Source organism: Mesorhizobium tamadayense (assembly GCF_003863365.1).
GTDB lineage: Bacteria > Pseudomonadota > Alphaproteobacteria > Rhizobiales > Rhizobiaceae > Mesorhizobium > Mesorhizobium tamadayense.
In genome coordinates, this window is the sequence record NZ_RQXT01000053.1 from 36,688 (window position 1) to 49,283 (window position 12,596).

The 12,596-nt window shown below is 59.2% G+C and carries 15 protein-coding genes and 1 pseudogene; 9 read left to right on the forward strand and 7 right to left on the reverse strand.

Annotation, left to right across the window (positions count from 1 at the left end):
- Positions 1-5: 5 nt before the first annotated feature.
- From sctV to EH240_RS38230, 4 genes are all read right to left on the reverse strand, one after another.
- Complete coding sequence (gene sctV, locus EH240_RS30105) at positions 6-2,102, reverse strand: type III secretion system export apparatus subunit SctV (RefSeq protein ID WP_125005394.1); 2,097 nt, start codon at positions 2,100-2,102, stop codon at positions 6-8.
- Positions 2,103-2,331: 229 nt separating this feature from the next.
- Positions 2,332-3,267 (reverse strand): SctD/MshK family protein, encoded by a 936-nt coding sequence (locus EH240_RS30110; RefSeq protein ID WP_425374850.1) that lies wholly within the window; start codon positions 3,265-3,267, stop codon positions 2,332-2,334.
- A 74-nt stretch (positions 3,268-3,341) separates the two neighbouring features.
- A complete protein-coding gene (locus EH240_RS30115) occupies positions 3,342-3,497 on the reverse strand; it encodes a nodulation protein NopA (RefSeq protein ID WP_245436505.1) in 156 nt (51 codons plus the stop codon).
- A 196-nt stretch (positions 3,498-3,693) separates the two neighbouring features.
- Positions 3,694-3,846 carry a hypothetical protein gene (locus tag EH240_RS38230; protein ID WP_167484217.1) on the reverse strand — a complete coding sequence of 51 codons (153 nt, stop codon included), beginning with the start codon at positions 3,844-3,846 and terminating at the stop codon, positions 3,694-3,696.
- 358 nt (positions 3,847-4,204) lie between these two features.
- Between EH240_RS38230 and EH240_RS30125 the strand changes: the two genes are divergently transcribed.
- On the forward strand, positions 4,205-4,408 hold the full coding sequence (locus EH240_RS30125; protein ID WP_125005400.1) for a hypothetical protein: 204 nt from the start codon (positions 4,205-4,207) through the stop codon (positions 4,406-4,408).
- Positions 4,409-5,239: 831 nt separating this feature from the next.
- Positions 5,240-5,371, forward strand: coding sequence for a hypothetical protein (locus tag EH240_RS39760; RefSeq protein ID WP_281035180.1), 132 nt, complete (start codon positions 5,240-5,242; stop codon positions 5,369-5,371).
- A gap of 52 nt (positions 5,372-5,423) precedes the next feature.
- On the opposite strand, the gene EH240_RS30130 is transcribed toward EH240_RS39760, so the two are convergent.
- Complete coding sequence (locus tag EH240_RS30130) at positions 5,424-6,260, reverse strand: Effector protein NopP (RefSeq protein ID WP_125005402.1); 837 nt, start codon at positions 6,258-6,260, stop codon at positions 5,424-5,426.
- Positions 6,261-6,718: 458 nt separating this feature from the next.
- On the opposite strand from EH240_RS30130, the gene EH240_RS30135 reads away from it, so the two are divergent.
- From EH240_RS30135 to EH240_RS30160, 7 genes and pseudogenes are all read left to right on the forward strand, one after another.
- Complete coding sequence (locus tag EH240_RS30135) at positions 6,719-6,958, forward strand: hypothetical protein (protein ID WP_206075344.1); 240 nt, start codon at positions 6,719-6,721, stop codon at positions 6,956-6,958.
- A 147-nt stretch (positions 6,959-7,105) separates the two neighbouring features.
- Entirely contained in the window at positions 7,106-7,612 is a 507-nt protein-coding gene (locus EH240_RS39340; RefSeq protein WP_245436507.1) for a recombinase family protein, read from the forward strand.
- 19 nt (positions 7,613-7,631) lie between these two features.
- Complete coding sequence (locus EH240_RS39345; RefSeq protein WP_245436509.1) at positions 7,632-8,012, forward strand: recombinase family protein; 381 nt, start codon at positions 7,632-7,634, stop codon at positions 8,010-8,012.
- Positions 8,013-8,856: 844 nt separating this feature from the next.
- Complete coding sequence (locus tag EH240_RS30145) at positions 8,857-9,135, forward strand: type II toxin-antitoxin system TacA family antitoxin (RefSeq protein WP_125005424.1); 279 nt, start codon at positions 8,857-8,859, stop codon at positions 9,133-9,135.
- The gene (locus tag EH240_RS30150; RefSeq protein ID WP_125005406.1) at positions 9,132-9,671 is read left to right on the forward strand and encodes a GNAT family N-acetyltransferase; all 540 of its coding nucleotides are present in this window, start codon (positions 9,132-9,134) and stop codon (positions 9,669-9,671) included. The genes EH240_RS30145 and EH240_RS30150 overlap by 4 nt, the downstream gene beginning before the upstream one ends.
- Before the next feature lie 279 nt (positions 9,672-9,950).
- Positions 9,951-10,293 (forward strand): annotated as a pseudogene (locus EH240_RS30155) (type II toxin-antitoxin system RelE/ParE family toxin).
- Positions 10,283-10,606 carry a helix-turn-helix domain-containing protein gene (locus EH240_RS30160; protein ID WP_125005408.1) on the forward strand — a complete coding sequence of 108 codons (324 nt, stop codon included), beginning with the start codon at positions 10,283-10,285 and terminating at the stop codon, positions 10,604-10,606. The pseudogene EH240_RS30155 and the gene EH240_RS30160 overlap by 11 nt, the downstream one beginning before the upstream one ends.
- A 402-nt stretch (positions 10,607-11,008) precedes the next feature.
- On the opposite strand, the gene EH240_RS30165 is transcribed toward EH240_RS30160, so the two are convergent.
- Positions 11,009-11,299: a type II toxin-antitoxin system RelE/ParE family toxin gene (locus EH240_RS30165; RefSeq protein WP_245436510.1), complete on the reverse strand. Its 291-nt coding sequence runs from the start codon at positions 11,297-11,299 to the stop codon at positions 11,009-11,011.
- Positions 11,296-11,517, reverse strand: coding sequence for an antitoxin of toxin-antitoxin stability system (locus tag EH240_RS30170; RefSeq protein ID WP_125005410.1), 222 nt, complete (start codon positions 11,515-11,517; stop codon positions 11,296-11,298). Before EH240_RS30170 ends, EH240_RS30165 begins: the two co-directional genes overlap by 4 nt.
- Positions 11,518-12,596: the final 1,079 nt, after the last annotated feature.

Below are 12,596 nucleotides of genomic sequence, written 5' to 3' on the forward strand. Positions count from 1 at the left end.
GCCTTTCAGTTGGGGGCAAAGTGGATATTGCTAGGTTCCCCTGGCCTTCCACTGTTCGTTCCGGGCGGGAGCTTGACGGATCCGGCGGGCTGAATCGTGAAGTCGGAGGCGAGGTCCTGATAAGACAGCACAGCCAGGTCGATATCGTTGCGGGTGAGAAAACCGCGGACGAAGCGTCGGACATCCAATGAAGTTAATACGATAGGGTGGGGCTGATCCGGAGCTGTGCTCGAAACGATCTGACGCATCTGTGACAGCAGCGCTTCGCTTTGCCGATCCTCTAAAACGAGGTAAGGGCCTGCAGCCGAATCTCGAACCGCACTGCGCACCACCTCCTCGGTCTCACGTTCGATGATCAAGGCGCGCACGATACCGTCTCGATCGGCATAGCGGTGACAGATCTGCCGTTTCATACCGGAACGAACGTATTCCGTAAGCAGGGCTACGTTTTGCTCACGTTCGCTCCATTCGGCCAAGGCCTCCAGGACGAGGCGGGTATTGCGGATCGGGATGCCCTCACCCAGCAGACGACGCAGCACATCGGCAATCCGAGGGATCGGGGTCGTGCGCAGCACCTCCTTCACCAGATCAGCATACTCTTGTTCCATTCGGCCCAGCAATTGACGGGTCTCTTGGATTCCGACCAAGCGCGGTGCATAGCGGGCCAACGTTGCATGGACACGCAACGCGAGTAGTTCGCTGGGGCGGCGATGTCCGATGCCGGCGGCGGCTAGTGCCGGTGCATGGCTTTGTTCGACCCAGATTCTGCCCGTTTCTGGATCATGCCGAAAGGGGATGCCGCTCGATTCGATGGTTGCCGTATCGTCTGTAAGCGTTAGTTGTGTCGGATCAATCAAATCCTGTTCGACTGGCACGCCCTCGACATCTATCCTGAATTGCGACCCGGGTAGATGCTGGTCGACCGCAACTGGAATGCCGGGAACGATAATGCCGAGATCGGCTGAAACTAGTTGCGATACGCGTGCAATATGCTGTTGCAATTCGACTTGGTCGATCACATGCGTAAGGCTCGGCGCAAGGAAGAAGGCGATCGGACGTGCTTCTGCAGGCACGGTTTGCTTTTGAGGCTCTGCTGGAGCTGCGGTTGTAGCGTTGACATTGGCGTCGTCTAGCACATCGCCCTTGACAAAGCTTGCAGCTGCGAAGGCTGCGGCCAGTATAAGGAAGACGGGCATTGGGAAACCAGGAACGAACCCCATAGCAACCAAGACGCAGGCCGCCAGCCGCAATGCTCGGGTACTGGCCGTGAGTTGATTGACTATGTCGGTACCAAGGTTGAGCCTCGCCGAACCAGTTACACGAGTGACCATGGTCGCCGCTGTTATCGAGAGCAGCAGTGCCGGTATCTGCGAGATTAACGCATCACCTATGGTCAGCAGAGTATAATGATGCAGCACCTCCCCAAAGGACATGCCCTTCGAGAGCAGGCCGATCGAAATTCCGCCCAGCATGTTGATGCAGATAACCACCAGCCCGGCGATGGAATCGCCCTTAACAAACTTCATGGCGCCATCCATCGCGCCATAAAGTTGGCTCTCCTTCTCCAATGCGGCCCGGCGCCTGCGAGATTCGTTGGCATCGATGTGGCCGTTCCGTAACTCTGCGTCGATCGCCATTTGCTTGCCCGGCAGAGCGTCGAGTGTGAATCGCGCCGCCACTTCCGCTACGCGTTCGGCGCCCTTGGCGAGAACCATGAATTGCACCATGGTCACCACCAGAAATATGACAAAACCTACAACGATGTTGCCTGAGATTACGAAATCGCCGAACGTGTGGATGATGCTGCCTGCCTCGCCCTCGGCCAGGATCAATCGCGTCGTTGCCACGGTAAGCGCCAGACGGAATACCGTGGAAATCAAAATGATGCCGGGCAAAGAGGAAAAATCAACCGGCGTGCTGACATATAGGGCAACCATCAGCAGCAGTATGGCCAGCCCTATATTGAATCCTATCAGCGCGTCGACCGCCACGACCGGGATCGGCATGACCATCATACTGATCGCCAGAAGCAGCAGCAAGGCCACCATCAAGTCCGGGTTGGCCGGCGCACGCTCGATGAAGTTACGCAGGAGGTTGGCCATCGAGGCCCCTTTTTGATCGTTGAGAATTATTCTGCTGCTACGGGCGCGAATCGTAGCCCGCGGGCGGCTTCGTCCAAGCTGTCTCTCGAGGCGCGCTGGCCACGCATAAGAGCCAGAGCCAGACGCGAAGATGGCCGGTCATCCAGTCTGTTCGGGATCGTCAGTACCGCGCATGGTAGATAGCTGACCGAGGAGTTCTCCTTGATACGGCCTGCGTCCCTGGAAACCATTAATACGGCAGAGCAGCAAGTCGGCCATTTCGGCTCAGCAGCACACGACCGTCTTCGATCCGATCGACCATCCATCCATCATCCAAAAGGGCGCCGACAAAATACTTTTCGCCATCGATTACGAGATACGGAGGGGACCCACGCCAAACGGCTTCAACGGCGATTGCGGATGGCGCCTTCTCCTCTTTGATAACCACTCCATTCACCAATGTTAGAGCCCCATTCGTGCGATGATCGAACCACTGCTGAGCCTTCTGCCAACCGATGACTGATGCAGACGTGACGGTGCCCTCAGCGGTCACGACACCCTTTGCGGAGCCGATCTTGATATCAAGCAGGCCCGCTTTATCGACTTCTTCTTGCAAATCTTTGGCCGCTGCCACGGCAGTTTGATCATCAGCGCGTTTATTGGTCGGCTTGGACTCAAGTTCGGCACTAGGTGAATTGGCGCTCAATGCACCAGCGTTGCCGTAGTAGGAGAAAATGGCCGAAAGCGCGCCGATCCCGAGAGAGCCGAGTAGCACTAAGGCGAGCACAGAGATCGAGAGACGCGGTATGCCGATCGAACCAGCTGGCGCTGCATACTGCGCTGACCAGCGAATGGACATCGCGCCCGCGTGAATGACAACAGGAAGGGGCACCACAACGCACTCGCCTGCGGCAATATTCCGGCTGCCCTCCATGCTGACTCCTATTGCAAGGGCCTCGATCTCGATCGAGTTGCCAAGAAGAGTGATACGAAGATGATGCGGCGCCAGTCCTTGCTCGACGAAGATAATATCGGCATCGAGGCCGCCGCCGATTAGGCTCGTTTCTAGAGCCGCCTTACCGGTCAATCCGGAATAGAGTCCCGACAGCACTTCGAAATGGAGGGAAACGGAGTTATCCACGGAGGATCTCCCGAATAAGGAAAGAAGCCGCACGGCAATTGCCATGCGGCTCATTTTGCTTCCACATCGCGCTCCCCGGGCGACGCGGTCGGGGCAGTTCTAGAGCCCCGCTTCCGACATTACTGAACGCGTTCGTCGGCCGCCTTCTTGATTGTCTGTAGATTGGTCGTAACCGTGCGCAGCTCTATATCCCTTGCCGTTGCCTCCATGCTAACCGCCGTCAGCTCCGCGATTTGCGCCTGGAAAGCGGCAGCGCCCGTGGCTTTGGTAGCCACGTCTGCAGCACCCGCAACGCCGGCGCCAGCCGCACTAGTAGCAGTACCTACTTTACCACCCATATCGTTTTCCTTTCTTAAGAGTGTGCCGTCACCGACGGCACGGGCCTCCTGACGCGGACCATCCGGCGTCAGGCATCTTCTTCAGTTTCTGCCAGAGCGTCCTGAGAGCTTGCCATGGCAGAGTTCAGAATAGTTAGCGCAACGGAACGGAGAGCCGTGTCGAAGGCTTCGCGTTCAGCTGCAGCTTGCGAATCATCCCCAGAACTGGTCGGACCTTCCGCTCGATCGCTATCGCCAACTGGCCTGTTATGACCAGAATGACCCGATGCGTGCTGCTGGTGTCCATTCGAAGTTCCATGCCCCTCACGGGCCAAGGAAACGTTGCCAATTCCACTGCCAATTGCTGCGACCATCAGTTACTCCCGCATCTGTTTTCCATTGGCGGCGACCTTGTAGAAGATCGATATCATCAAGCTATGAGCGCGAGCTTTCGAGAAGCTGACGAGTCCCAAAAAACAACGGCGCTATCGCAAAATAGACCGCTTGTCCCGTTCGCTCAGGTTGCCACAATACTGGTGCTGCGCGTCGACAATCGGCGTAGACCGCGGCCAAGCTGGCATGATTTGGGTGTTGCCAGCACGCGCCAATTGGGAGATCGCTTATGAGACGAGCTCCTCCAGCACCATGACCCTGTAGACGCGGTAGTGCGCGAGATCCTCTACGATTTGCCCTTTGTTCGGGTGGCACCTCTTGAGGATTTCGCCGACGTGATCTTTTTTCCACTGCGTCGTATCGCCGGCGATGCCGCGATGCGAAGGAGCGATGCGCCCGCCGATGCCAAGCATCGTGTCCATTGCGCTGTGAAAATGACGCCGCCGGTTCCAGCGGAAGGCGAACTCGTCGAGTAGGCGTCAAGATGGTTCTCCCGGAAGCTATGGAATGTGCCCAGCGCCCAGCAATTCGGTTTCGCAAAAATGCCAGAATCCACTTGAACACGATGTGTGCGGACATCGTCCTATTGCTCATTGACCTTCCTGAAGCGACGGCCGGGCACGTAGTCGTAAGAGGCAAGGAGTCCGTCGGTGGCAGACTCGTCCACGTCAACAGTTCCGGAAAGCGGTGTCCGGTTAGGGTTGACCATGGCGCGCTTGAGCTTGTGGAGCTTGAGCCAGGCGGTTTGCAGGATACACCCAGCTTAGGCTGAAGCTGCAGCGCCGAAATGGAGTTGGAGTGCGTCGCCATCGACGCAATCCAAGAGACCTGCCGCACAGGGCAAGCCGCGTGAACCGCTTCAACGCAAGGCGGGCAATTGATGTGCTAACAATGGCCAAACTTGATTAGCTACCGGAAGAGAAGGGCTCTCCTCAGCTCACATCGCACCCGCGCGATTGATGTCCTTCGCGACCGGTCCCGCCGGTTCGTCCGTCCATCAAGCCCTTGCGGCTTCGCTACATGCAATCAGTGGGCCGCGGTATGTGTTTCTCGCAGCTCGGAAGGCGAAGCGCCGGCTCCTGGCTCTAATGCAAACCCTGGCTCGGCAACCAAGCACCCAGCAGCTCGCAACCCGACGCGCTGATACCCATAGTCAAACCGAGGCCGATCCAGGTGCAAGACCGGAAAGGCGGCGTTGCGATCCGGCAATGACGTACGGATAAGGCTGATGACGCACTCCCGCCGACACGCTGCGTTGTCGACTTCGATGATCCGCTCGCAGGCAGGAGGTTGCCCGGGCTGTTCAGGTGACTGTTGGTGATGCTGACGAGTACGTCGGCCACGCAGCCGAATGGCTCGACGTCGTTCCCCTGCGCATCTTGATTGGCTGGAGTTTGACCTGTGATGCGGTCGGGGAAGACGGCGTCAAGGTGCTCTGACGCCGTCATCAGATGCGGCTCCCCAACCGCGCTCAAATTCCGCAGGATGCGGTCACATAAAGTCATCCTCGTACGAGTATCTGGGTGAACTTGGCGCGCTCTCGGTATCACTGCTCTCGCTATACCCAGTTTTGCAGAGATATAGCGGTGGTTTGTCTGCACGCTGCCATTCACCCACACTGTTCTTTGTCCACTTTTCGGGATGCTGGGTAGGGTCAAGGACCATGTCGCCATCATCCACTTCAACAAACCCCAATTGCGCTGCGCGGGCTCGTGCTTCTGGATTAGCCGCACGCCAATTCAGCAATGGTCGCTCGCCGTCCATCCGAAGTTGATGCTCCAGCAGAATATCGCCTGCATTCTCAACGAGCGGATGAGCGACCTGTAGATCCACTATGGAGGTGATCTCAGTTCGACCAGGAAATTGTTGCCGCCAATTTTCGGACTCGAACTCAGTCATTCTGAATCCGCCTTCCGTTCTCAGCAGTCCAGCACTCTGATTTCCCAATTGATAGCTGAAATATCGTGCGTGCTCCGTATCTCGACGCATGCCGTATTGCTTAGCAACATCCGCGGTGCGACTGGCCCGTGAGGATACGAAGTCCGAATACTCTTGTGGATTGTCGGCGATGTGCATAATATTATCGCCATGAAATTGCCTCACCTCCCTCCTAAAAGAAGACCTGTCGATCTCCACAACAGGAGGCTCGGAGCAGAGAGAATACGCTTGTGTTGCGGCTGAAGAAGAGCTGCCGCTGGAATCCAATCCAGCTAAGCGCATTCTGGCAAACATATTCGCGAATCCCTCGCTTCCTGCATCTGTTTCCGTTTGCTCGGCGACACCACCCTGGTAGTGGATATCTGACGAGCCATCAATTCGACCATACATGAAATTCGTATTCCTTTGTTTCGCAATTGACTTCAGGCTGGCTAAGCGCGGCAGGTTTAGTTAGGCCGCTTAGTTGACGACAGGCTGACGAAGGCGTCTGAAGATGTACCAATGAATTCAGGCTGCGCCCTACTGGTCGGCCAAGGCCGTGGTTCTGAACTTTTCGGGTCTTGCCGGTCGCCAATGCGAGGGGGAATTTCTCCAGTTTCGCGATATCAAAGAATCGAGCGAGAACGTCGGTTGCGGATCGAGCCGCTGAGCTAACGGACGTTCCGTGGCAACAGCCGCCCCTTAAGAGCAAGAGACGGACAGGGGCACCCCGCAAGGGGCGGGCAGTACTCCCTGAACGGAAAAGGTAACTTCGAGTTCGATCGGACAATCCCGCTCGATCGAAAGGGGAGCGTCTCAATGCGGCCCATGGGTTGCTCGCGCGTGGGCTGAGCGTGGCGGAGGCTGCCTTGTTGTTGTCGCGCCAATTCACCCTGTCCCGACGTCAAGCCCATCGGTACATCGAGGCGGCCCAGACGCTCGAACGACCGGTGCCGGTGGCCGAGCCGACGACGGCGGTGACGTTCAAGCTTCCGCCCAGTTTGGTCGACGCGGTGCGGGCGCGGGCGGCGGCCGAGACGACGACAATCAGCGACTTGGTCAGCCGGGCATTGCGCGCCTTCCTCGGCGAAGTCGGCGGCAATGGCTGACCCCTTGCGGCGTCAAGGGCCGCAGCGTCCACCTCGAGCATGCGTTTGACCGTCTCCTCACCATCAAGCTGGAGCAGGTCTACGGGATTCGGGTCCCGGAGCGGGTCCGTGTCGTCGGCATTGGACCGCGGATAAGAGAGGGGAGCGATGAAGATCGCCGTGATTTATGCCCGGGTGTCCTCCGACCAGCAGAAGGAGGAGAACACGATCGCCAGTCAGACAGCGGCGCTGGTCGAGTTCGCCCGCGAGCAGGGGTTCAGCGTCCCCGATGAATGGGTGATCGAGGACGAAGGATTCAGCGGCGCCAGCCTGCTGCGGCCCGGCTTGGAGCGGCTGCGCGACCTCGCGGCCGAGGGCCAAATCCAAGCGGTCCTCATCCACGCGCCGGATCAGGTCCTTCTGACCGATGAGTTCGCCCGCCATGGTATCGAGACCATTTTCATCAAAGCGCCGCATGCCGGCACGCCGGAAGATCAGCTGATGCTGCAGTTCCAGGGCATGATCGCCGAGTACGAACGGGCCCAGATTCTGGAACGCTCCCGCCGCGGCAAGCGTCACCGCGCCAAAGCCGGCGAGGTCTCCGTGCTCGGCGGGGCGCCCTGCGGCTATCGCTACATCCGCAAGACGCCCGAAATGCCGGCGTTACGAGATTAACGCCGCCGAGGCGGCAGTGGTGCGGCTGATATTCGACAAATACACGGTCGAGGGCCTGAGCATTGGCGCCATCGCCCGGCTGCTGCGGGAAATGGCCCCGCCGACACGCAAGCGCGTGAACCGATGGGAACGTTCGGTCGTGTGGGGCATGTTGCGCAATCCCGCCTACAAAGGCACCGCCTGCTTCAACGAGACGAAAGTCGGGCCACGGCAAAAGGTGACGAAGCCATTCCGCCTGTCGGGTCGGGCGGTTCATGGCGAAAAGACCTGTGCGCACGAGCGGCCGCGGGAGGAATGGATCGAGATACCCGGTCCCCGACCTTGTCAGCGAAGAGACCTTCGCGTTGGCGGCGGAACGCCTGGCCGACAACAAGCGCTTCGCGCCGCGCCGCACCATTGAGCCCAGCCTCGTGCAGGGCCTGGTGTCAGGCAAGAAATGCGGCTACGCGCTCTACCATACGTCGACCCGTAGCTCGGCCCGCAAAATCCACTATTACCGCTGCCTGCAGCGAACCGCCGTCCTCCAATGGTAATGTGCCGTCCTCCGACCGAAGTTACCTTTTGCGTTCAGGGAGTAATTAGCCCGCTCCTTGCCAACATCTTCCTGCACTACATCCTTCGGGGCAGGTCAAAGCCTTTGCGGCGAGGCAGAGCGCAGTGACGTCGCGCACGGCTTCAAGCAAATCCGCACCAACTCTACGCGCCCAGGCGCTGACAAGGATGTTCATTCTCGCGGCGCAGGTGCTTCGCAAGATATTGAGGACAAAACTGAAGCGGTTTCGTACCATCAGAGGTGATGAATTGCCTGCCGTGGTCGTAGCTTAACGTCCGGACTGCTTCAACTGCTGCGTTGCCGAGATACTGAAGGACGATGGCCGATTGGACCGCGAGATCAATTTGAGGTCATTATCGATAGTGGGGCTATCGGGCCACTCTACGGCGAAGGAGGCGGCAACTTGTGTCTCCGACCCGAAACGATTACCTGACGGCCATTATGAGCAAGCATTTGGCATCCGTCTTGACGATCGTGAACGCGCCCTACAACGCGAGAGGCGATGGCGAGAGCCGATGGCGACATCCGTGGCTGGATTGAATGCCTTCTGACAGTCGGCTGCCGCTTGGAGCGCTATCTGTTAACGCGGGAACATGTACGCCTTTAAGACATATATACTTGACAAGGGCGGCGTGATCCAGCTACATTGCGACCCGTCAACTCCAAAATAGCAGGAGTGGAGAAGGTTATTATGCCTCGGGCAGCGATTGAAGCGAATGAACGGATGAACCTGCGCGTGGCGGCGCAGCAGAAGGCGACGCTGATGCGGGCAGCCGCGCTTGTGCATGCGGATTTGACGGAGTTCGTCACCCGTGCGGCCCTGCGCGAGGCCGAAGCAGTGATCAAGAGCGCCGAGAGGATAGAGGTCTCGGAACGGGATTTCCTGCGCATTCTGGAGCTTTTGGACAACCCGCCACCGCCGAACGAAAAACTGCGCGCCGCGATTGCCGCCTTGCCGCGTGATCGATGAGCCTTCCGGCCTGGCACGAGGAGCCGATCTCGAAGGCGCAGGATCGCAGCGACTTCGATTGCGGCGACGCCGACACGAACGTCTTCCTGGCCCGTTATGCGCGCCAGAGCCATGAGCAGAACGCCACCAAAACATATTGCGCGATAGAAACGGCGCGGCCCGGTCGGATTCTTGGATTTTATTCGATCGCGCCGTCGGCCCTTGGTCATGCGGCCGTGCCGGCGCGCATGACCAAGGGGCTCGCGCGTCACGATGTCCCGGGCTTTCTCCTGGCGCGCATCGCCACCGACAGATCGATAGCGGGGCAGGGGCTGGGCGGTCAGCTGCTGGCCGCCGCCGCGAGGCGCTGTCTTCGGCTGGTGACGGAGGGCGGCGGCATCGTTTTGATCATCGACGCCAAGAACGAACGCGCGGCCGATTGGTACGCCTCCTTCGGCGCCGAGCCCCTGCAGAGCCACCGCCAAGGTCAGCCGCTTCGGCTGGTGATCCATCTGGCGACGTTCGCGGCGGATTTGCGGGTCGCGGGCCATCTCTGACAGCCTCTGGATCAATGAAGCTGGCCGGCGCTGTCCCCATGAAGCCAGGCATGCCGACCGCGCCGACCACGGCAGGGGAGGGGAGGGCTCCACCCTGCCCATGGCGAGGGTGATCTCTACGATGTCGGGCAATTCCCTCGTCGGCTTCGTACGCCATCACTGATTCCGCTCGCTGATTCCCGACCGCGAGAGCATTCGGCTTGGTGGGCTCTTGTCCAGCCAACTTAGCACGGTTGCGACACCCATTGAGCACCATAGCACCAAGTGCTATCTTTCATCGTGCCCGATCGAATATTCAAGACAGCATGGTTCGCCAAGGCGGCGCGCAAGGCACGGCTTTCCAACGCAGCGCTTACGCAGGGAGGCTGAGCAGGGCAAAGCGGATGATCTGGGCGGAGGCGTGTTCAAGAAACGGCTCGGCGACAACCGCTTTCAATCGATCCTGCTCGCCAGGAGCGGCGAGTTCTGGGTTTACGTCTATCGCCAAACAGGACAGGGCGAACATCGATGATGACGAATTGCGTTTCGCGATCTGGTGGCGCTCTACCGGCGCAAATCCATCGTGGATTTGGACGCGGAATTGAATGCTGGAGTTTTGATGGAGATTGGCGATGACGATTAGACGAAAATTCAAGAGCGACGCCTTCGAGGCGATCCACAGCGCGGTGGAAGGCATGGTGCTCGCCGGCACGGTCGACAAACAGACCCTGCGCTCCTTCGACGAAGCCTGCCTGTCCCGGCCGACGCTATTCGACGCAAAGAAGATCAAGGCGCTGCGCGAGCGCAATCACGTCAGCCAGCCGGTGTTCGCGCGCTATCTCAACACGTCGGACTCGACGGTGCAGAAGTGGGAGACCGGCACCAAGCGGCCGAGCGGGCTAGCGTTGAAGCTGCTGTCGGTGGTCGAAAAGCACGGTTTGCAGATGCTGCAGTAGGCCGTCGGTGGTCGAAAAGCACGGTTTGCAGATGCTGCAGTAGGCCGACTACCCCTCCGGAGATGCGAGCTCGGCCTCGACGGTGGCGGCATCGGGCAAGCGGATCGGCTCTATTGTCATTCCGGCGCTCCTCACATCCAGGTGGTCCACTCAAGCAGGGCGAGCGATAGGTCAAGGAAAAAGCCACAAAGCCCTGCGTTTCCAGGGCCGCCCAACGATCCAAGGTCAGAATTTTCGCGGATCTGGGCGGCGAAACCAATCACTGTCGACAAGAGAGATTGTGATAAAACGCTGTAGCCTTTGGTTTCCGATTTCAATTGAAGCGGTAAGCTGCAATTCCAAGCCAAATTTCGGTCCTTACGGGGGCATTCACGGAAGAGGCGCGAATTCGTGTCTTTGACTTTAGCCCGGCCTTACTCTTTCGTCGGCGGCCACCGGCGAACTATATGCACCAGGGCCAGCACGAGATTTGCCTTCGACTTCGTAAACCAGACGGTAGCTCTCGTGTGGAATCATCTCGCGCGTGCCGGGGATTTTTCCGGTGCGGCCGAGCTTGGGGAAATCCGCCAGCCTCGCCGCTGCGTCGCTGAAAAGGTGGTCCATCCGAGCGGCCGCTGACAGGCTGTCGGCCGCAATGTAGTCCCAAATGTCGGCTCGGTCCTGTTCGGCCTCTGGCGTCCATACGACCCTCACGCCTGGCTTGCCGTCTTGGCACGCCGGGCGGCGAAGTCAGCCTCGATCTCATCATTCGTCCGGCCTCGGCCGGCCCGCATCGAGGACCGCGCGACCTCGACCTTGCGGCGGAGGAACTCGTCATACTCCCGCTCTTCGCGCCGACGCTCAATGTAATCACGCATCAGCTCGCGAACCACCTGTTCGAGCTTCATCGTGAAAACCGCCTCTTTCGGCATGCTCGGCCTCCTGCGGGCAAGATACTCATGAAGTATATACGTTGTCATCATCAGCCGGCAAGCTGGCAAAGTCGACAGCTGGCAAAGTCGACCGCCCTCACGCGGGGGAGCTTGTTCACTTGTTCAAAGGACGCCTTGGTGAGGAGGGCAAAGCGCGGCTGCCTCGGGCGAGCGACATGCCTGTCGGATAGCCGCTCGACGTCGACGGTCTTTTTGCCTTTGAAGATGCGCAGGACGAGCGGGGCTCTCGCGATGCCGCCGAGGCGGATTCAGCGCAGTCTGAAATCATGATGGTTGGATGGATTGGGAGCGCGCGTACCGGCCGTCGTTTCCGTTGGCGCTGCCAGTCGTGCCGGCCAAGCGGTCGCTCAATCGTCGCCGGCGAGGCCGTCGAACGCCTCCATCAGCGCATCGACGTCGCCTAGCCGAGCGCCTGTGCTGTCTCAGCGATCTGGGCTTCGTTTCCCTTGCGGGCCGCGGTGGCGAGTTCCGAACCCTGATTTCAGGATCGCATTGGACCTATCAATTGCCCATTGCGCAAAATCGTTACGGCTGTCGATGATCCTGCTTTCCATCGATGCGCGCTCCTGCGTTTACGATTTGTTGGCCAACTCGGGCTAGGGGTCAGGGCGCGCGATCGGTATTGCGTTCGCGCCAAAACACTCCTCGAGGCTTGCAGCGTCAAGCTCTGGGCAAGCCGTTTCGCCTCGCGCAGCCCGCGAATATCGGCCGATATTGAGACTGATCATGCCGGGGCTCTTGACGGAAAAGCACTCGTTGTTCGATTCAAACGGGAAGGGGAGGGTATCCACACCAATTCGGATAATCTCTTCCACGGACGGTCTCCCTCGATTGAGCTATCAACGAACTCATTCTGGCACATTGCGATGCCGTTGGGAGCCGTCCACCCCAACATGGCACGGACGATCTCGATGACGTCCGGTAGATCGTCGTCCTAGCCGGGCACCCTTGGACCGGTCGGCGGCCGTCATGATCGAAGCCTCCCGCCGAGACGAAGCGCGGCCTCGAAAGAGGCCAACGGCAGGAATAGCGACAAAGGCCGATCCTCCAGACCGAGC